The sequence below is a fragment of the Pseudomonas quebecensis genome, from assembly GCF_026410085.1.
Classification (GTDB): Bacteria; Pseudomonadota; Gammaproteobacteria; order Pseudomonadales; family Pseudomonadaceae; genus Aquipseudomonas; species Aquipseudomonas quebecensis.
Map to the genome: position 1 here is coordinate 442292 of NZ_CP112866.1, position 18525 is coordinate 460816.

The window sequence follows — 18525 nt, forward strand, 5'->3', positions numbered from 1 at the left end:
GCAACGTCGCCGCTGGGAGGGCAGTGTCTGCCCTCCCTTTTTTGTCGAGGTCAGGATGGATGCCCTGAAGGGTTTCAAGACAATCGCAGGCTTGGCCTTCTTGATGGTCGCGCTGCAACTGCTCAATGTGGCGACCGGTTACAGCCTTATGGCGTTCGGCCTGATCCCGAGAACGCTGCAGGGGCTGCCCGGCATACTCACGTCACCGTTTCTGCACGGCTCGTTCGCCCACCTGAGCGCCAACCTGATTGCCTTTGTGATCCTGGGCAGCCTGGTGATGATCGAAGGGCTCAATCGGTTTGTGGCCATCAGCGCGATCATCATTGTGCTGGGTGGCTCGCTGGTCTGGCTGTTCGGTTTTGCCGGCATACACGTGGGCGCCAGCGGCTGGGTCTTCGGGCTATGGGCCTACCTGTTGTCTCGCGCCTGGTTCCACAGGAGTTGGGGCAACCTGATAACGGCCGCTGTCGTCGCGGCACTGTATGGCGGCTTGATCCTTGGCTTCCTGCCTCGCCAGGGTGTTTCCTTCGAAGGGCATCTGTTTGGCGCATTCGCCGGATTTATTGCAGCCAAGGTACTTCTCTCCAAACCACGCAGCAGGTTTAATGCCGGCTGAGCGCGCTTGAGCATCCCGATGTCGAGGCGACAACGTCATCAGGTAATCAAGTACCCAAGGAGCCAGGGACAACGTGTCGATTTTTCTTCTGTTGCGCAGGTACGCTTCCTCGCTCTTTCACCGCTTCGGTTGGGCGGGGCTGGTGATCGCCCTGGGGATACACCTGATCACCGCCTACCTGGGCCTGGTGTACCTGGGCGAACAGCACCTCACCGCTCCCGCCACATTTATTTACTTCTACCTCACCACCACGCTGACGGTCGGCTATGGCGATCTTGCGCCGCAGACCTCGGCGGGGCGCGTGTTCGTGGCTGCCTGGGTGATGCTCGGGGGCATTGCGCTGCTGACGGCAGCCATCGGCAAAACCACCAGCACTGTCATCGATGCATGGAGAAAAGGCATGAAGGGCAAAGGCGATTTCACCGGTAAGGTCGGTCATACCGTGCTCATTGGCTGGGAGGGCGCGTCCAGTGAGCGAGTCATTGAGTTGTTGCTCCAGGACGAGACCTCGAACGACAACCTGATCGTCATTTGCGATTGCACCCTCGAAGAAAACCCAATGCCGGGCAAGGCGGCGTTCATCCGTGGCGAAAGCCTGTCTTCCACCGCGTTATTGCTGCGTGCCGGCGTGCCCGGTGCCGAGCGTGTGCTGGTGCGCACTCCGTCTGATGATCTGACGCTGGCCACCGTGCTGGCGGTGAATCAACTGAGCCCGGTTGGTCATGTGGTGGCCCACTTCAATGAAAGCGAAATTGCCGCCCTGGCCAGCTCCTACGCCCCCAGCCTGGAATGCACATCAAGCATGGCTATCGAAATGCTGGTGCGCGCGTCTCAGGATCCGGGCTCGTCGGTGGTCATCAATGAGCTGTTGTGCGTGGGCCAAGGTGCCACCCAATACTTGATGAAATTGCCCGAGGCCTTTGAAGCCACGTTCGGCGACCTGTACACCCAAATGAAAGAACGCCACAACGCCACACTCATCGGCTATCGCGCCCAAGGCGCCCCGCAACCCTCGATCAACCCGCCCAGCAACACGCGCGTTGCAGGTGGCGAACTCTTCTACATCGCCTCCACCCGCCTCAAGGAAATCTCCAATGGGATGGTTTAAACAGTTGATGGGGCTTGAGGCCCCGCACGCCAATACACAATCGAAAGAGCCTGGCCAAGCCGTGCCGACCACCGGGCCGCTGGGCCTGGCGCCGGGCAAAGGCGTGATATTCGACACGAGCCTGAAATTGCTGCTCGACGGCAAAACCACGGTGATCATCCCCGGCACCCAGGAAATCTGGAGCAACGGCACCGTTGACCTCGGGCAGTCGACCTGGCTGTCGCGTTACTACATGAACGACGAAGATTACTGGCTGCAGGTACACACCACGGGCGATATCACCGGGCAGGTCGAGTCGGTGATCCTGTTCAACTACCTGAGTTACGTCACCCTCAGCAGCGAGGCCGAACTGCGCCGCCTGGCGGGGCCGCAGAGTCTGATCGGTTTGCCGACCTACACCCACAACGGCGTCGAATACGCGCGTGTATGGGGCAGCGAGGAAGGTCAGACAGAATTGGTGGCCATGAGTGAGCAGGTGATCAACCCCGAAGACGCCTACAGCGTCGAGCACCGTTCGATGCTATACGCACGGGATACAGGCCTGACCGATCGACGTGAGTTCCTGCTGTTTTCCGTCGAGGAAGACGCTGAAGGCACCGTTAGCCTGAGCACATCGCTGGGCATTTCGCTGTACACAACCGACTTGAAAGCGCTCTAAAAAAGGAAGAAACACATGCTAGAAGCTCTCTCCATTTCACTGAACAAAACCGCTGTGCTCGGGTTTGTGACCTACATCCTGGGCGCTGCCGTACTGTTCGCATTGTTCCAGTTCATCTACACCCGCATCACCCCGCACAAAGAATTCGAACTGATCCGTGCAGGCAATGTTTCCGCAGCCGTTGCCCTGGGCGGTGCCATCGTCGGGTTCGCCATTCCGGCCAGCAATGTGATTGCCTACTCGATCAGCATTCTCGACTTCGTCGTCTGGGCAGTGATCGCGGCCGTCGTCCAACTGCTGGCGTTTCTGCTGACCAGCCTGGTGCTCAAAGGCACGTCCGAGCGCATCAGGAAGGGCGAGCTTGCGGCAGGCATCTACGTGGCCGCCGTGGCTATCAGCGTCGGCATGTTGAATGCCGCCTGCATGACGCCCACCCAGAACTGATTGCGCACGGAGCTCCCGATGAAACGAAGCAAGTACGTCCAGCTTTCGCTGGCAGCGTCGGTCGCCATGGCGATTTCCGGCTGCGGGCCGACGGAAAAAACCTACGATCTGCAGAAGAAGTACAACTTCCAGTCCGTTCAGCAATGCGCCGATGAAAAGCTTCCGGTGGACGTCTGCTCGGACGCCTACATGACCGCCATGGCCGAGCATCGCCGCATCGCTCCGGTGTACGCCAGCCAGGCCGACTGCGATGCCGACTTTGTCGCCGGCTGGTGCCAGCTTGACTCCAATGGCCAGTTCATTCCCAAGCTGGGCGGTTTCGAGCTGACCGCCGAAGGCCAGGTGACACAATCCCAGGTCGACGCTGCCAACGCTCAGGCGGGCAACGCTCAGGCAAGCGGCGGCTCCGGCTTCTCCACCAGCAGCCTGCTGACCGGTCTGCTGATCGGCAACATGCTGAGCAGCAATCGCAACAGCTACCGCTCTGAGCCCGTGTATCGCTATCGCGATGATCGCGGCGACTACGCCAACTCGACGCTCAATCAGCGCGTCTCCAATGGCGCCACGTTCGGCCGCTCGAACCAGGCCCGGTATGGCAGCAGCAATTACACCAACACGCTGCGCTCCTCCGGCACGTCGGGCTCCGTGGCGTCGGCCACCTCCCGTGGCGGTTTCGGCAGCAAGGCCAGCGCACGCAGCGGCTGGGGCGGCGGGTCGAGCAGTTAAGGAAAACCTGGGCATGAAGAAGATCCATTGCGCAGAGCGTCATGACTGGAAACAGACGGCCGACAGCCTCGGCTTTCTGTTCCACACCATCGACAACGAACCCTATTGGGACGAGAGCGCGTACTACCAGTTCACGCTCAAGCAAATCGAGCAAGACCTGGAAGACCCGACCACCGAGATCCATGACATGTGCATGGACCTCGTGGCACGCGTCGTCCAGAGCGAAGAACTGCTCGAACGCCTGAGCATCCCCACGCCTTTCTTCGACATGATCAGAACGTCGTGGCTGGAAGGTCATCCGCACCTGTATGGGCGCATGGATTTCTCCTACAACGGCACCGGCCCCGCCAAGCTGCTGGAGCTCAACTACGACACACCGACCAGCCTTTACGAGGCTGCGGCGTTTCAATGGGGCTGGCTGGAGCAATGCATCGAGCGCGGCCTGCTGCCCAAGCATGCCGACCAGTTCAACAGCATCGACACCAAACTGCACCAGGCTTTCGCGCAGTTGCAGGTCAACCAGCCGTTCTACTTCGCCTCGATGAAAGACTCGGTCGAAGACAAAGGCACCACCGACTACCTGCGCCTGGTCGCGGAAAAAGTCGGCATCGAATCACGCCACATCGACATCGAAGACATCGGCCTGACCCCCGAAGGCCGCTTCGTCGACCTCCAGGACCGTTGGATTCCCCACCTGTTCAAACTGCACGCCTGGGAATTCATCTTCCACGAACCCTTCGGCGCCGCGATTGCCGAGAGTGATACCCAGTTTTTCGAGCCTGCGTGGAAATCCATCATTTCCAATAAAGGCATCCTGCCGCTGTTGTGGGAATTCAACAAAGGCCACCCGAATCTGCTCGCCGCCCACCTGGATACCGAACCGGGTAAAGCGGTGCCGAAGGGGTGGGTGCGCAAGCCGTTTTTCTCGCGGGAAGGCGCCAACATTGAGCTGCAAACGGCTGATGGGCTGGTTGTGAAGGAGGACGGGCCCTACACGGATGCGCCGTTTATCCTGCAGGAATTTGCGCCGTTGCCGCGGTTTGGGGACAGCTATACGTTGATTGGGTCCTGGGTGATCGGGGACCAGGCGGCGGGGATTGGGGTGCGGGAGGATAATAGTTTGATTACCAAGGATTCGAGCCGGTTTTTGCCGCATTTGATATTGGATTGAGGCTGGCGCTTAAAGGGCCAGCAGGGCTGATCCCTTTCATTTGCAGGACGTTTCCGAGAGAATCCCAACCGCATTGCGCCAGCGGGAATGCGTGGCTAGGCTGCGGATCGTCACTGCCTATTCAGTGATCGGGTTTAGTCGCCCGGACTTCGCTAGGCGTATGCGCCATCTCAAAGACAGGTGTCTTCTCATCTGCACTTTATGGTGGCTGTGCGCAGGGCACCTTCGGGTGCGCCGGTGCCTAGCGGCCGGTCGACTAACCTGCGTACAGCCGCCACCTCTGATTGTTTAGTCGCGAAAGGACGGTGGTAATCACTTACTGCTAGAGGTTTTGCTATGGATAACGTTATTTCGGACTCACAGTCTTCGCGTGCAACCAATCCATTCGTCGTAAATGAAGAATTGAGCTTTGAGGATGCCTGGGTGCGCGTGGCTGAGTTGCTGCAGTGTGCGGTGGCGACTTCGCAAGTGCTTGGGGAGCCGGTGGCTGCACCGCAGAGGGCGGTGATGCATCTGGTGGAGATGGCGAAGGTGGTGGCGGATCGGGCTGTGGAGTGTATGCGGCCCGCATAAGGCGACTGAGAGAAGGGCAGGATATAGCAGCCCGCTTTTGATTAATCAATTGTCCAATAGCTGTTGGACAATTGAGCCGCGATACTTATCAGGCATTAAAAAGCCGGCTTGTGGCCGGCTTCTCGCTGACTGCCTCGGTTTGTTTTTGACAAACCTCACCAGCCTTCAAATCGCTCAGCCCACATTGCGTCGGGCTGAATAGTAGGGGCATCCGCGGGAACTCCTCCGCATCGCCGAGCAGGGTGGATAGCGCAAAGCCACCCCCTGCCAAATGTGCGGCGCATGATACCCACATTCATCTCAGTTGCCCACCTCGGGTTCCGATTTAGAGCCTTCCCAGCCCAAAAGATGCTCATCCAGCGGTACGGGCGGGCGGCGGTTGTTGAGGGTGGACCACCAGAATACCCAACCCACGATCTGGAAGTTCTGTTCGAAGCGTTCCTCGTAGGTGAGGTATTCGTCCGGGTGTTCGCCGGCGTTGTGGCTGCGCATGCGCAATCCGCCCCCAGGTCGGTTGTAGAGGTATTTGATGCGTAGCATCCCGTCGTGTTCGACGGCATAGATTTCGCCGTCGATGATTTGGCTGCGGCCTCGGTCGATGGCGAGGGTGGCGCCTTGTTGGATGATGTCGATCATGCTGTTGTCGACCATGTAGGCGCCCAGTGCGCGGTCGGGGTTGACGTTGAGGGTTTCGAGGGCGTGCAGGGAGATGCGGATGCGCTCGGTTGAGGTGAAGGAGGTGTGGAGGGGAATCTCCACGTCGATTTTTTCCGGGCTGCAGGCGGGGCCTGTGAGGTATTTGCCGCTGTCTTCGCGGGTGGGCAGTCCTTTGCGTGCACTGGGTGCTTCCAGCAGGAAGTTGGCCGGTGGGTGTTTGGGGCCTTCGCCGGTGCGCAGCCAACGGCTGGAGACGCAGAGCAGTTCTGCGAACTCGTTGAGTCGGCCCATGGGCACGCCGCGTTTGAACCAGTTGTTCACGTGTTGAGGCGTGACGCCGCGGTTCTTGGCGAAGTCGGAAGCGGAAAGATGAACTTCCCGCAGTAGTGCTTTTAAACGATCACCTGATGTATTCATAAACGCAGAGTTTACTGGCGGATAAGAACCATCAAATAAACCATGCGTTGATTTGCGCCTGTAGGTTTTGGCTTAGTTGTAGCCGGTTTTTTCAACTTTCTTGTCTGTTTAAACGTTAGTTGATGTTAGTTGAACTCGCTGTTTAATTTTTTCCAAAAAAAAGCCCCGAATGAACGGGGCTTTTTCAATTGCCGGAGCAATGAGTAGCGGGTATCAGCCTTTGTAGGCCGCGACCGACTTCATGATCTCGGCGCGGGCGGCGTCTGCGTTGCCCCAACCGTCGATCTTCACCCATTTGCCTTTTTCGAGGTCTTTGTAGTTCTCGAAGAAGTGCTTGATCTGCTCCAGCAGCAATGGCGGCAGGTCGGTGTATTCCTTCACGTCCACGTACAGCTGGGACAGCTTGTCGTGTGGCACTGCGATCACTTTGGCATCGCCGCCGCCGTCGTCGGTCATGTTCAGGATGCCGACTGGGCGCGCGCGGATGACCGAGCCTGGGGTAACCGGGTAAGGGGTCACGACCAGCACGTCGAGGGGGTCGCCGTCGTCGGCCAGGGTGTTCGGGATAAAACCGTAGTTGGCCGGGTAGAACATCGGGGTGGCCATGAAACGGTCAACGAACAGGCAGTCGCTGTCTTTGTCGATTTCGTATTTGATCGGCGCGTGGTTGGCCGGAATCTCGATGGCGACGTAGATGTCGTTCGGCAGGTCTTTGCCAGCCGGAATCTTGCTGTAGCTCATTGGGCGTTGCCCCCGTTAGTTGGCCAAGAAACTTGGCCGGATTGGCCTAAAAGTGGCCGCGATTATAGGCACATTCTGACGCCGATGCCATGCGCCAGACGTCGTACGGTTATTCGCCCGATGGCTGATAACGTGGGTCGTGGGCCTGCAGTTGGCTCAGGCGGGCCAATGGATCCTGGCGATAGAAGCAGCTGAGTTGGGCGTACACCTGTGGATAACTGCTGGCGAGCAAATCCGGGGCACTGAAGAAATATTCGCTGGTGACCGCGAAGAATTCCGCCGGGTTTTCGGCGGCGTAGGGGTCGATGGCGGTCTCGGCGTCGGGGTCGGTATCGAGTTGGCGGTTGAGGTCATCAAACGCGCTTTGCATCACGCTGGCCCACTCCTGCACGCGCATATCGCTATGCAGCGGTGGAAGACCGTTGGCGTCGCCGTTGAGCATGTCGAGCTTATGCGCCAGTTCGTGGATCACCAGGTTGTAGCCTTCCCATTGGCCGCTCGCCAGCACACCGGGCCAGGCGAGGATCACCGGGCCTTGCTGCCAGGCCTCGCCGCTGTGTTCGCCGTCCCACTCGTGCTCGACGCCGCTGGCATCGCGATGGCGTTGCGGGCTGAGGAAGTCGTCGGGGTACAGCACGATTTCGTGAAAGCCCTGGTACCAGTCCAGGTCGCCCAGGTTCATCAGTGGCAGTTGCGCCTGGGCGGCGAGCAGCAGGCGTTGTTCCTGATGCAGCTCGACGCCAGGCAGGGCGGTGAGGTGTTTTTCAGCGAGGAACACCACGCAGGCTTCGCGCAGCCACTGGTCCTGCTCGGCGCTGATGCCATCGAGGAAGGTCAGGTGGTGCCGCACCCGCTGCCAGGTGTCATCGGCAATCGGGTGCTTGGCCAGCAGGCGCCGGCGACGCCAGCCGCTGAGTGACCACATCGCCGGTTACTGCTGGTTGGCTTCGGAGGAACTGCGGCCGAAGCGGCTGCGGAACACGCTGATGATCATCGGTACCAGGGACAGCAGGATGATAAACACCACCAGCAGCGACAGGTTCTTCTTGATAAACGGCACGTTGCCGAAGAAATAACCGAGGGTCACCAGGCCACCGACCCACAGCACGGTGCCCAGCACACTGAAGCCGAAAAAGCGTGCGTACGGCATTTTGGCGATGCCGGCGACGAACGGCGCAAATGTGCGCAGGATCGGCAGGAAGCGCGCCAGGGTCACGGTTTTACCGCCGTGTTTGTCGTAGAAATCGTGGGTTTTCTGCAGGTAATCGCGGCGGAAGATTTTCGAGTTCGGGTTACTGAACAAGCGCTCGCCGACGGTTCGCCCAATCACGTAGTTGGTGCTGTCACCCAGGATCGCCGCCAGCATTAATAAACCGGCCAGCAACACCGGGTCCATGCCGCCGCCTGCCGCGACGGCACCGGCGATAAATAGCAGGGAATCCCCCGGCAGGAAGGGCATGACCACCAGGCCGGTCTCGCAAAAAATCACCAGGAACAGAATGGCGTAGATCCATGGACCGTAATTGGTGACCAGCATGTCGAGGTAAACATCGAGATGCAGGATAAGGTCAAGCGGGTTGAAATCCATGGATGGCACCTGTGTGAACGGCCCGACTCGGCAGGCCTGTGCGGAAGCTCGGGTAAGTAAGGCTACAAGCGTATGCCGTGATTCTTACAACCCTGAAAGGTGCGCATTATACGGATTGATCGGTGAAAAGCGTGTTGCTTTTGTAGCGGGGGATGTCGTGGAGCCCGATGCACTGATTGCCACAAATCCAGCGTGATTGCCAAAGTGGTGGGTCAGTTATAGATGGGCTGGCTGAGCAACCATTATCGGGGGCAAGCCCCCTCCCATATTGGAGTAGTGTTGAGGCAACTGACTCAGAGCGATCCCGTGCATTCACACGGCACCACCGGCCCCCCACTGCCTAGCCACTATGCCAATAAGGCCAATGTGGGAGAGGGCTTGCCCTCGATAGCGGTGTGCCTGTCCGGGCGTCAGTCTTCGCTGATCGGCAGTGTGTAGTTCTTGAATTCGGTGTCCTCGCGAAAGCCGATCGACTCGTAGGTTTTCTGCGCCACCTGGTTATCACTGCTGGTGGAAACCCGCAGCCGCACCGCATGGGTTTCCTTGGCCATCTTTTTCGCCGTGCGCATCAGGTTATCCGCCACCAATTGGCGCCGCGCATCTTCGGCTACATAGATGTCATTGAGGATCCACACGCGCTTGAGCGACAGCGAAGAAAAACTGGGGTACAGCTGGCAGAAGCCAAGTAACTTTTTGTCGTCGTCATCGGCCAAAGCCAGATAGACCACCGATTCCTTGCGGCGCAGGCGCTTTTCCAGAAAAGCCCGGGTTGAATCCGGAAAGGGCAGCGCCCCATAGAACTCGCGGTATTTGACGAACAATGGGGTCAACAGGTCCAGGTGTTCCAGGGTCGCTTGAATAATCCGCATGCCAGGCCTCGACTTCCTAGGGGGGTATGACCACACAAGCGGCCGTGACCCGATGCTGCCTAATGCCGCAAAAAAGCGCAATCGCGCGGCTATCGGTCATCTGGTGAGCTGAGCAGGAAATTTCCTTTCATCAGGTCCGGGTCGTCCGACTCGATAGTCTGAACCTGCGCCTCGTCCTTCAAGTTGACCCCCGATAACTGCCGACGGCACGCCTCCCGCATCAAGTAAAGCAGGCGATGCGCCGCCATGCCGTAACTCAACCCTTCCAGGCGTACATTGGAGATGCAGTTGCGGTAGGCATCGGTGAGGCCGACCTTGGGGTTGTAGGTGAAATACAGCCCCAGGCTGTCCGGCGAGCTGAGCCCCGGTCGCTCACCGATCAGGATCACCGCCATTTTGGCGCCGAGCAATTGCCCGATTTCGTCAGCCACGGCCACACGGCCCTGTTCCACCAGAATCACCGGCGATAACGACCAGCCCTCGGCGTGGGTCTGTTCCTCCAGGCGGGTCAGAAACGGCACCGTATGTTTATGCACCGCCAGCGCCGATAAACCATCGGCCACCACCACGGCCAGGTCCACGCCGCCAGGGTTGGCCTGGGCATGCTCGCGCAGGGTCTGGGCCGAGTCGTCACTCAAGCGTCGGCCCAGGTCCGGGCGTTGCAGGTAACTGTGGCGATCGGTGGCGGCGCTGTGCAGCAACAGGCTGTCCCGCCCGCGCTCGGCGAGTTGCCGGCTCAGGCCGGCATGGTCGAACGGCAGGTGCACCGCGTCGCGCGCCTGGGCGTGGGCGAACTGGAAATCCAGTTGCGCGCTGGTGGGAAGGCTGGTGCCGGTGCGGCCCAGGGCAATGCGCGCCGGGGTGAGGCTGCGCAGTTGCAGCCAGGGGTTGTCGGGCAGTTCTGGTTGCACGGTAGGCTCCTTCATCCTAATTGCGCCAAGGCGTGGCGAAACGCTGGTGGCAGGCTGTTGCCGAAGCGCACCTTGCCGTCGGCCTGCGTGAAGATGCCCATTTTCGCCAGCCACTGTTCAAATTCCGGTGCCGGTTTTAAACCCAGTGTCTGCCGGGCGTATAGCGCGTCGTGGAAGGAGGTGGTCTGGTAGTTGAGCATGATGTCGTCGGAACCGGGGATGCCCATGATGAAGTTGATCCCGGCCACGCCCAGCAGGGTCAACAGGGTATCCATATCATCCTGATCGGCCTCGGCGTGGTTGGTGTAACAGATGTCGCAGCCCATCGGTACGCCCAGCAGCTTGCCGCAGAAGTGGTCCTCCAGGCCGGCGCGGATGATCTGTTTACCGTTGTACAGGTACTCGGGGCCGATAAAGCCCACCACCGTGTTGACCAGAAACGGCTTGAAATGCCGCGCTACTGCGTAGGCGCGGGTCTCGCACGTCTGTTGGTCGACACCAAAGTGCGCGTTGGCCGACAAGGCGCTGCCCTGGCCGGTTTCGAAATACATCAGGTTTTGCCCCAGGGTGCCGCGCTTGAGGCTCAAGCCCGCCTCGTACCCTTCCTGCAGCACACTCAAGCTGATGCCGAAACTGGCGTTGGCTGCTTCGGTGCCGGCAATCGATTGAAACACCAGGTCCAGCGGTACACCGCGGTTGATCGCTTCAATGGAGGTGGTGACGTGGGTCAGCACGCAGGCCTGGGTCGGGATCTCATAGCGCTGGATGATCGCGTCGAGCATTTCCAGCATCGCGCAGATCGAGGCGATGCTGTCGGTGGCCGGGTTAATGCCGATCATGGCGTCGCCGTTGCCATACAGCAGGCCGTCGAGAATGCTCGCGGCGATGCCGGCCGGTTCGTCCGTGGGATGGTTGGGTTGCAGGCGCGTCGACAGGCGCCCGCGCAGGCCAATGGTGCCGCGAAATTGGGTAACCACGCGGATCTTCTGTGCCACCAGCACCAGGTCCTGCACGCGCATGATCTTGGAGACGGCCGCTGCCATTTCCGGTGTCAGCCCCGGCGCCAGGGCGCGTAGGGATTGTTCATCGGCCGCATCGCTGAGCAGCCAGTCGCGCAGTCCGCCGACGGTCAGGTGGCTGACCGGGGTAAACGCCTGTTTATCGTGGGTATCGATGATCAGTCGGGTGACTTCATCGCTTTCGTAAGGGATCAACGCCTCTTCGAGAAAGTGCTTCAACGGGATATTCGCCAGCGCCATTTGCGCCGCCACCCGCTCGCCATCGTTCTGCGCCGCCACGCCGGCGAGGAAGTCTCCGGAGCGCGCGGGGCTGGCCTTGGCCATCACGTCTTTAAGGCTGTCGAAGCGGTAGGTTTGTGTACCCACCGCGTGGGAAAAGCTTGCCATACAGTGTCTCCTTGGCGACGCGGGCCAGATGAAGGAACAGCGCCCGCGTCGAGGTTTACGGCTCAGTGCAAGGCGGCCTCTGCGGCCTGGATCGCCGCGAATTCCTCTTCGGGCGTGCCTGCTACCAAGTGATGCCGGCTGTAGAAAGCAAAGTAAGCAATTAATACTCCATAGATGATCGCCGCGCCAATCACCACCCGTGGGTCCACCAGAAAGCCCGCCACCACGGCCACGCAGGCCAGTACCAGAGCGACCCCGGAGGTGAAGATGCCACCGGGCGTGCGGTAAGGGCGTTCCATTTTGGGGCGACGGATGCGCAGGGTGATATGCGCGGCCATCATCAGCACGTAGGAAATCGTCGCGCCGAACACGGCCACCAGGATCAGCAGGTCGCCCTGGCCGGTCAGCGACAGGCCGAAGCCGATAACGCCGGGGATCACCAGTGCCAATACCGGAGCCTTGCTTTTGTTGGTCTCCGACAACTTGCGCGGCAGGTAGCCGGCGCGGGACAAGGCAAAGATCTGCCGCGAATAGGCATAGATAATCGAGAAAAAGCTGGCGATTAAACCGGCCAGGCCCACCAGGTTGACGAAGCCGCCCATCCAGGTCGAGCCGCCGTAGGACAACGCCAGCGCTTCAACCAGTGGGTTGCCGGATTTGATCAGCGCATAGGTCCCCGCACCGCCCGGTGCGATCACCAGAATCAACAGGGCAAAACTGGTGAGCACCACAATGGCGCCAATCAGGCCGCGAGGCAGGTCACGCTTGGGGTTCTTGGTTTCTTCGGCGGCCAGTGGCACACCTTCCACCGCGAGGAAAAACCAGATCGCATAGGGGATCGCAGCCCACACGCCAACGTAGCCGAAGGGCAGGAAGGTGCTGGCGCCCTTGGCCTCGGTCACCGGGATGTCCAGCAAATTGGCGACATTGAAGTGCGGCACCATCGACACCAGGAACACGCCCAGTGCAATCGCGGCGATGGCGGTGATCACAAACATCAGCTTCAAGGCTTCACCGACGCCAAAGATGTGGATGCCGATAAAGATGATGTAGAACGCCAGATAAATCATCCAGCCGCCAATGCCAAACAGCGACTCACAGTAGGCGCCGATAAACACCGCAATGGCGGCGGGGGCGATGGCATATTCGATCAGGATGGCCGTGCCGGTGAGAAACCCGCCCCAGGGCCCGAAGGCGCTGCGGGCAAAGCCGTAGCCACCGCCGGCGGTGGGAATCATCGAGGACAGCTCGGCCAGGGAAAAGCACATGCACAAGTACATGGTGGCCATCAGCAATGTGGCGAGGAACATGCCGCCCCAGCCACCCTGGGCCAGGCCGAAATTCCAGCCGGCGTAGTCGCCGGAGATCACGTAGGCAACACCGAGGCCGACCAGCAGCACCCAGCCGGCGGCGCCTTTTTTCAGTTCGCGTTGTTGAAAATATTGGGAGTCGACTTTTTCGAAGTCGACGGAGGATCCAGTCGGTTCGCTAGGCATGGGAAAGTACCTTTCATTCTTATTGTTTTATGCAGCAAGGGCGATCGTCCCCACGCTCTGCGTGGGAATGCATCCCATGACGCTGCGCGTTACCTTGCGCAGGGCTTGAACCTTGCGCAGACATCGGGACGCGGAGCGTCCCAGGTGGCGTTCCCACGCAGAGCGTGGGAACGATCGAGGCGGGTTAGAAGAAGCCCAATGGATTAATGTCGTAGCTCACCAGCAGGTTCTTGGTCTGCTGGTAGTGATCCAACATCATCTTGTGGGTCTCACGGCCCACGCCGGACTTCTTGTAACCGCCGAACGCGGCATGCGCCGGGTACAGGTGGTAGCAGTTGGTCCACACACGACCCGCCTTGATCGCGCGGCCCATGCGGTAGGCGCGGTTGATGTCGCGGGTCCAGACGCCGGCGCCCAAACCGAACTCGGTGTCGTTGGCAATCGCCAGGGCTTCGGCTTCGTCCTTGAAGGTAGTGATGCTCACCACCGGGCCGAAGATTTCTTCCTGGAATACGCGCATGTCGTTGGTGCCCTTGAGCAGGGTCGGCTGGATGTAATAGCCGCCGGCCATGTCGCCACTGAGCTGCTCCACCTTGCCGCCGGTGAGCAGTTGCGCGCCTTCGCCCTTGGCGATTTCCAGGTAGGACAGGATCTTGTCGAACTGCTGCTCGGACGCCTGGGCGCCAACCATGGTGTCGGTGTCCAGCGGGTCGCCGCGCTTGATCTGCTCGATCTTCTTCATCACCACTTTCATGAAGTCGTCGTAGATCGACTCTTGCACCAGCGCGCGGGATGGGCAGGTGCACACTTCGCCCTGGTTGAAGAACGCCAGCACCAGGCCTTCCGCCGCTTTTTCGATGAATGACGGCTCGGCTTGCATGATGTCGGCGAAGAAGATATTCGGCGACTTGCCGCCCAGCTCAACGGTGGACGGAATGATGTTGGTGGCCGCCGCGTGCATGATGTGCGAACCCACCGGGGTAGAGCCGGTGAAAGCGATCTTGGCGATGCGCTTGCTGGTGGCCAGGGCTTCGCCGGCTTCTTTGCCGAACCCGTGCACCACGTTCAGTACGCCCGGTGGCAGCAGATCGCCGATCACTTCCATCAGCACGTTGATGCCCAGCGGCGTCTGCTCGGCCGGCTTGAGCACGATGCAGTTGCCGGCGGCCAGGGCCGGGGCGAGTTTCCACGCGGCCATCAGCAGCGGGAAGTTCCACGGGATGATCTGGCCGACCACGCCCAGCGGTTCGTGGAAATGGTAGGAAGCGGTGTGTTCGTTGATCTCGGCGCTGGTGCCTTCCTGGGCGCGCAGGCAGCCGGCGAAGTAGCGGAAGTGGTCGGCAGCGAGCGGGATGTCGGCGTTGAGGGTTTCACGCACGGCCTTGCCGTTGTCCCAGGTTTCGGTGATGGCCAGCAGTTCGAGGTTCTGTTCAATGCGGTCGGCGATTTTCAGCAGCACCAGGGAGCGGTCCTGGGCTGAGGTTTTGCCCCAGGCGTCGGCGGCGGCATGGGCGGCGTCCAGCGCTTTGTCGATGTCTTTGGCGGTGGAGCGGGGGAATTCGGCGATAGGCTTGCCGTTGACCGGCGAGGTGTTGGTGAAATAGTTGCCATCGACCGGGGCAACGAATTCGCCACCAATGTAGTTGCCGTACTTGGCCTTGAACGAAACGATCGCGCCTTCAGTACCGGGGTGTGCGTAACGCATGGTGGGTATCTCCTGGCTTTTATGTTTATTGGAGTGCAGCGCTCAAGCGCGTAATAAAGCGTAGAGCAAAGGTTGGGCCAGCGCTGTGCACACCAGGTAAATCAAGGCGGCGGGCTTTGTTGCAGGGCGTTGCTGTGACACGCCTGGTACAGCCTGTGTGACAGTTTGTGCCACTAACGGTACAGCCCATGACCGATCAGTCGGCTCGGCATTGCATTGGCTGGGTGGCTGGGGGATGCTGGTCCCTCTCACGCCGGGAGAATAATAAGAACATGCACAACGATCATTTCAGTCGCCATGCCCAGCAGGTATTGACCGTCGCGCGCGGGCAGGACCTTTCCCACGGACCTGCCAGCGACCCCTCCATCGCTCGCTCCTGGCTGCGTTGCCTGCATGACTATCACCTCGACCCCGCATTGACCATGGCGCCCACCGTGCTTGAGCACGGTCGCCTGCTGGAAAGCCGCGAGCGCCTGCAGCACGTGCTGCACATTGCCGGCAGCGAAATGAACAGCCTGCACCAGCAACTCTCGGGCGCTGGCCATGCGGTGCTGCTCACCGACGCGCGCGGGGTGATCCTCAACTGTGTCACGGCGCCATCGGAGCGCAAGATTTTCGAGCGTGCCGGGTTGTGGCTCGGCGCGGACTGGAGCGAGGCCTGTGAAGGCACCAACGGCATCGGCACCTGCCTGGTGGAGCGCCAGCCGCTGACCATACATCGTGACGAACACTTTCGCGGCCGGCACACCGGGCTGACCTGTTCGGCGAGCCCGGTGTTCGACCCCAATGGTGACCTGCTCGCCGTGCTGGATGTGTCATCGGCTCGTGAAGCGGTGTCGCGCCAGAGCCAGTTCCACACCATGGCGTTGGTCAACCTGTCGGCAAAAATGATCGAGAGCTGCTATTTCCTGCGGCATTTCGAGCAGCACTGGCTGCTGCGTTTTCACCTGCAGGCCGAGTCCGTTGGGCTGTTCAGCGAAGGCTTGCTCGCGTTCGATGGCGACGGGCGCGTCTGTGCGGTCAACCAAAGTGCGTTGAACCTGTTGGGGCAGGTACGCGATGGTTTGCTCGGGCGCCCGGTGGACGCCTTGTTCGACTGTTCCCTGGATCAATTGCTCGGTCGCGCCAGTGCCACCGCCTCCAACAGTTGGCCACTGCGCACGCGCGATGGTCGACAGTTGTTTGCGGCGTTACGGGGCCAGTCGCGTAGTGTGCCGACCGTACTCGCGCCTGCGCCCAGGCCCGCGCCCCGGTCGGCGCCCGGCATCTGCCTGGGCGACCCGACGCTGCAGGAGGCTTTTCGAAAAGCGCTGCGGGTGTTCGAGCGCGACGTGCCACTGTTGATCAACGGCGAAACCGGTTCCGGCAAAGAAGCGTTCGCCAAGGCCGTGCACCACGCCAGCCAACGCGCCGATAAAGCCTTCATCGCCCTCAACTGCGCCGCGATCCCGGAAAGCCTGATCGAAAGCGAACTGTTCGGCTATCGCGGCGGCAGCTTTACCGGCGCGCGCAAGGAAGGCATGCCAGGCAAATTGCAACAGGCCGACGGCGGTACGCTGTTTCTGGACGAAATCGGCGACATGCCGCTGGCGCTGCAGACCCGGCTGTTGAGGGTGCTGGAAGACCGCCTGGTCGTGCCCATCGGCGGCGAGCCCCACGCGGTGGATGTGCGCATCATCAGCGCCACCCACCGTCATTTGCTCGAACGCGTACAGGACGGCAGCTTTCGCGAAGATTTGTATTACCGCCTCAACGGTCTGGAGGTGGGCCTGCCGCCGCTGCGCGAGCGCGCTGACAAGGCCCAGTTGCTGGACGTGCTGCTGGCCGAGGAGGCCGGGCGCCAAACGATCAGCCTGGAGCCTGCTGCGCGCCAGGCCTTGCTGGCGTTCGCCTGGCCTGGCAACGTTCGGCAGTTACGCACGGTGCTGCGCACAGTGGTGGCGCTGTGCGACAACGGGCGCGTAGGGCTGGCGGACCTGCCTGCACCGGTGCGCCAAGCGCCTGTGCACAAGGTGGCCGAGTTGCCGCTGGCGGATGCCGAGCGCCAAACCCTGCTGGCGGCATTGGAACGCCAGCGTTGGCACATGACCCAAACCGCAGAACAGCTTGGCGTCAGCCGCAATACTCTGTACCGAAAGTTGCGCAAACATGGGATTGCCCGTTTAACGGCGTTATAAATTTAATGTTCAATGATATAAGCACTGAGGTTGTAGGTTTTATGTTTCAACGTAGTCGGAAGTAAAAGGCTTTTTATTGTCAGGTCTGAATTGTCGTAGTCGTTGAGTTGGATACCACTCGCGGAACTGTTCCCGTGGGGTTGTTCACTCAATAAGTGCAACTAAAGCGATCCTTACAATAAAATTACGTGGGTGAACATGATGAAGATTGCAGCGACATTTATTCCTTTACTTCCAATGCTGTCCCCCTCGGAACCAGCGCCTCCGGACCCGGCCGCAGGAGCCGATCATGAGCCTGCCGATCCGTCGCACGAGCGCAGTAAACGAGGGGCCAGAAGCTTTTTCGGGTTTGGACGAAGGCACTCCGCGCCGCCATCGCTCCCGCCGGTCGTCCACGCGCCTTCCGTGCCTAAATCTCCCCTCAAACACTCCGTGTCGTTGAAGCCAGTAATGCCTGCGCCGGTGGAGAAGTTCAAAGGCGCCGGGCAGGCGGTCCTTCATGCCGAGAGAATCAAGGCGAACGATGAGCTACTCATGGCCAATTTGCGCAAGCAAGCGCCGATCAGTGTGGCGGAGGCTGCCAAGCGGCTGATCGATGCGGAAAGTCTGGTCAAGGCCGGGGTGATCTCTACCGGACCGAATGCCAGCCGGGTAGCGCGCGATGCATTTATCAGTGCGGGCATCACCGGGCTGGTCAGCGCTCCGATCAACGTTGGCGCCTATGCCGGTTCGGCGGCGGCGGGGGAGTCGATCAAGTCATCGTATACGCCCGGGGTGCTGCCGCCGCCCTTTTTGCCAGGCGCCGCCAACTCGCCCAAGCCGGCTACCGTGGCAGTTGCGCCGACCCAATCGTCCACCGTGTCGACATCGCCGGATCCTCTCAGCCAACGCTTGGATGAAGTTGAAATGAAGTTGCTGGGGATGGCCTCGACCGTCATGTTTGCCTTGGGCGATACCAGCAGTGTATTTACCAAAGATGAAAACTGGCCATCCGAGCATGGCGCGCGTTTGAATAACATGGAGAAGTTGCTCGGTGTTGCCGAGCAGCACTTTAAAAAAGCTGCTCGGCAGAATGCCTTGGTGTTCAAACCTTACAAACCCGGAGAGGCCATTCCCACGGAACCCAAGGAGCGCTTGGACCTTATGGAAAGAAAACTGGAACGCATGGTCGACACCTTTGAGAAGTTACGCTATTTGGCGGCCATGAAAGACAGTGAAAATAAAGCCGGTAATTCAACCGTCGCGTGAAAGATACCCAAGGC

Annotated in this window: 18 protein-coding genes; 9 read left to right on the forward strand and 9 right to left on the reverse strand. The window is 60.2% G+C overall.

Annotated elements, in window-relative coordinates:
* Positions 1 to 55: 55 nt before the first annotated feature.
* The 7 genes from OSC50_RS02135 (at position 56) to OSC50_RS02165 (ending at position 5296) form a co-directional block, all read left to right on the forward strand.
* Positions 56 to 616, forward strand: a complete 561-nt coding sequence (locus OSC50_RS02135) for a rhomboid family intramembrane serine protease (protein ID WP_266246957.1) — start codon at positions 56 to 58, stop codon at positions 614 to 616.
* 73 nt (positions 617 to 689) lie between these two features.
* Positions 690 to 1724 (forward strand): ion channel, encoded by a 1035-nt coding sequence (locus tag OSC50_RS02140; protein ID WP_181079871.1) that lies wholly within the window; start codon positions 690 to 692, stop codon positions 1722 to 1724.
* On the forward strand, positions 1711 to 2382 hold the full coding sequence (locus tag OSC50_RS02145; protein ID WP_253509565.1) for a DUF2491 family protein: 672 nt from the start codon (positions 1711 to 1713) through the stop codon (positions 2380 to 2382). Before OSC50_RS02140 ends, OSC50_RS02145 begins: the two co-directional genes overlap by 14 nt.
* Before the next feature lie 15 nt (positions 2383 to 2397).
* Entirely contained in the window at positions 2398 to 2826 is a 429-nt protein-coding gene (locus OSC50_RS02150) for a DUF350 domain-containing protein (protein WP_034115228.1), read from the forward strand.
* A gap of 18 nt (positions 2827 to 2844) precedes the next feature.
* Positions 2845 to 3552 (forward strand): DUF1190 domain-containing protein, encoded by a 708-nt coding sequence (locus tag OSC50_RS02155; RefSeq protein ID WP_236217724.1) that lies wholly within the window; start codon positions 2845 to 2847, stop codon positions 3550 to 3552.
* Between the two features lie 13 nt (positions 3553 to 3565).
* Positions 3566 to 4723, forward strand: coding sequence for a glutathionylspermidine synthase family protein (locus OSC50_RS02160; protein WP_266246950.1), 1158 nt, complete (start codon positions 3566 to 3568; stop codon positions 4721 to 4723).
* 336 nt (positions 4724 to 5059) lie between these two features.
* Positions 5060 to 5296 (forward strand): hypothetical protein, encoded by a 237-nt coding sequence (locus OSC50_RS02165; protein WP_266246948.1) that lies wholly within the window; start codon positions 5060 to 5062, stop codon positions 5294 to 5296.
* Positions 5297 to 5596: 300 nt separating this feature from the next.
* Here OSC50_RS02165 and OSC50_RS02170 read toward each other — a convergent pair whose 3' ends face one another.
* The 9 genes from OSC50_RS02170 to exaC form a co-directional block, all read right to left on the reverse strand.
* Positions 5597 to 6370 carry a LexA family transcriptional regulator gene (locus OSC50_RS02170; protein ID WP_181079865.1) on the reverse strand — a complete coding sequence of 258 codons (774 nt, stop codon included), beginning with the start codon at positions 6368 to 6370 and terminating at the stop codon, positions 5597 to 5599.
* A 213-nt stretch (positions 6371 to 6583) separates the two neighbouring features.
* Positions 6584 to 7111 carry an inorganic diphosphatase gene (gene ppa, locus OSC50_RS02175; RefSeq protein ID WP_003176323.1) on the reverse strand — a complete coding sequence of 176 codons (528 nt, stop codon included), beginning with the start codon at positions 7109 to 7111 and terminating at the stop codon, positions 6584 to 6586.
* 109 nt (positions 7112 to 7220) lie between these two features.
* Positions 7221 to 8036 carry a M90 family metallopeptidase gene (locus tag OSC50_RS02180; protein WP_266246944.1) on the reverse strand — a complete coding sequence of 272 codons (816 nt, stop codon included), beginning with the start codon at positions 8034 to 8036 and terminating at the stop codon, positions 7221 to 7223.
* Positions 8037 to 8042: 6 nt separating this feature from the next.
* On the reverse strand, positions 8043 to 8699 hold the full coding sequence (locus OSC50_RS02185; protein ID WP_181079863.1) for a DedA family protein: 657 nt from the start codon (positions 8697 to 8699) through the stop codon (positions 8043 to 8045).
* A gap of 410 nt (positions 8700 to 9109) precedes the next feature.
* Positions 9110 to 9568 (reverse strand): GNAT family N-acetyltransferase, encoded by a 459-nt coding sequence (locus tag OSC50_RS02190; RefSeq protein WP_181079862.1) that lies wholly within the window; start codon positions 9566 to 9568, stop codon positions 9110 to 9112.
* An 89-nt stretch (positions 9569 to 9657) separates the two neighbouring features.
* On the reverse strand, positions 9658 to 10494 hold the full coding sequence (gene eutC, locus OSC50_RS02195; RefSeq protein ID WP_266246941.1) for an ethanolamine ammonia-lyase subunit EutC: 837 nt from the start codon (positions 10492 to 10494) through the stop codon (positions 9658 to 9660).
* Positions 10491 to 11885, reverse strand: coding sequence for an ethanolamine ammonia-lyase subunit EutB (locus OSC50_RS02200; RefSeq protein WP_266246939.1), 1395 nt, complete (start codon positions 11883 to 11885; stop codon positions 10491 to 10493). The genes eutC and OSC50_RS02200 overlap by 4 nt, the downstream gene beginning before the upstream one ends.
* A gap of 62 nt (positions 11886 to 11947) precedes the next feature.
* Complete coding sequence (gene eat / locus OSC50_RS02205; protein ID WP_181079859.1) at positions 11948 to 13381, reverse strand: ethanolamine permease; 1434 nt, start codon at positions 13379 to 13381, stop codon at positions 11948 to 11950.
* A 184-nt stretch (positions 13382 to 13565) separates the two neighbouring features.
* Positions 13566 to 15086: an acetaldehyde dehydrogenase ExaC gene (gene exaC / locus OSC50_RS02210; protein ID WP_266246936.1), complete on the reverse strand. Its 1521-nt coding sequence runs from the start codon at positions 15084 to 15086 to the stop codon at positions 13566 to 13568.
* 272 nt (positions 15087 to 15358) lie between these two features.
* On the opposite strand from exaC, the gene OSC50_RS02215 reads away from it, so the two are divergent.
* Positions 15359 to 17263, forward strand: a complete 1905-nt coding sequence (locus OSC50_RS02215) for a sigma-54-dependent Fis family transcriptional regulator (RefSeq protein ID WP_181079857.1) — start codon at positions 15359 to 15361, stop codon at positions 17261 to 17263.
* A 450-nt stretch (positions 17264 to 17713) separates the two neighbouring features.
* Positions 17714 to 18511 (forward strand): hypothetical protein, encoded by a 798-nt coding sequence (locus OSC50_RS02220; protein ID WP_266246934.1) that lies wholly within the window; start codon positions 17714 to 17716, stop codon positions 18509 to 18511.
* Positions 18512 to 18525: the final 14 nt, after the last annotated feature.

Excerpts from the sequence above, each read along its gene's own strand:
- OSC50_RS02135 (WP_266246957.1), top strand. The coding sequence starts at position 56 with ATGGATGCCCTGAAGGGTTTCAAGACAATCGCAGGCTTGGCCTTCTTG.
- OSC50_RS02145 (WP_253509565.1), top strand. The coding sequence starts at position 1,711 with ATGGGATGGTTTAAACAGTTGATGGGGCTTGAGGCCCCGCACGCCAAT.
- OSC50_RS02150 (WP_034115228.1), top strand. The coding sequence starts at position 2,398 with ATGCTAGAAGCTCTCTCCATTTCACTGAACAAAACCGCTGTGCTCGGG.
- OSC50_RS02155 (WP_236217724.1), top strand. The coding sequence starts at position 2,845 with ATGAAACGAAGCAAGTACGTCCAGCTTTCGCTGGCAGCGTCGGTCGCC.
- OSC50_RS02160 (WP_266246950.1), top strand. The coding sequence starts at position 3,566 with ATGAAGAAGATCCATTGCGCAGAGCGTCATGACTGGAAACAGACGGCC.
- OSC50_RS02165 (WP_266246948.1), top strand. The coding sequence starts at position 5,060 with ATGGATAACGTTATTTCGGACTCACAGTCTTCGCGTGCAACCAATCCA.
- OSC50_RS02170 (WP_181079865.1), bottom strand. The coding sequence starts at position 6,370 with ATGAATACATCAGGTGATCGTTTAAAAGCACTACTGCGGGAAGTTCAT.
- ppa (WP_003176323.1), bottom strand. The coding sequence starts at position 7,111 with ATGAGCTACAGCAAGATTCCGGCTGGCAAAGACCTGCCGAACGACATC.
- OSC50_RS02180 (WP_266246944.1), bottom strand. The coding sequence starts at position 8,036 with ATGTGGTCACTCAGCGGCTGGCGTCGCCGGCGCCTGCTGGCCAAGCAC.
- OSC50_RS02185 (WP_181079863.1), bottom strand. The coding sequence starts at position 8,699 with ATGGATTTCAACCCGCTTGACCTTATCCTGCATCTCGATGTTTACCTC.
- OSC50_RS02190 (WP_181079862.1), bottom strand. The coding sequence starts at position 9,568 with ATGCGGATTATTCAAGCGACCCTGGAACACCTGGACCTGTTGACCCCA.
- eutC (WP_266246941.1), bottom strand. The coding sequence starts at position 10,494 with ATGAAGGAGCCTACCGTGCAACCAGAACTGCCCGACAACCCCTGGCTG.
- OSC50_RS02200 (WP_266246939.1), bottom strand. The coding sequence starts at position 11,885 with ATGGCAAGCTTTTCCCACGCGGTGGGTACACAAACCTACCGCTTCGAC.
- eat (WP_181079859.1), bottom strand. The coding sequence starts at position 13,381 with ATGCCTAGCGAACCGACTGGATCCTCCGTCGACTTCGAAAAAGTCGAC.
- exaC (WP_266246936.1), bottom strand. The coding sequence starts at position 15,086 with ATGCGTTACGCACACCCCGGTACTGAAGGCGCGATCGTTTCGTTCAAG.
- OSC50_RS02215 (WP_181079857.1), top strand. The coding sequence starts at position 15,359 with ATGCACAACGATCATTTCAGTCGCCATGCCCAGCAGGTATTGACCGTC.
- OSC50_RS02220 (WP_266246934.1), top strand. The coding sequence starts at position 17,714 with ATGCCTGCGCCGGTGGAGAAGTTCAAAGGCGCCGGGCAGGCGGTCCTT.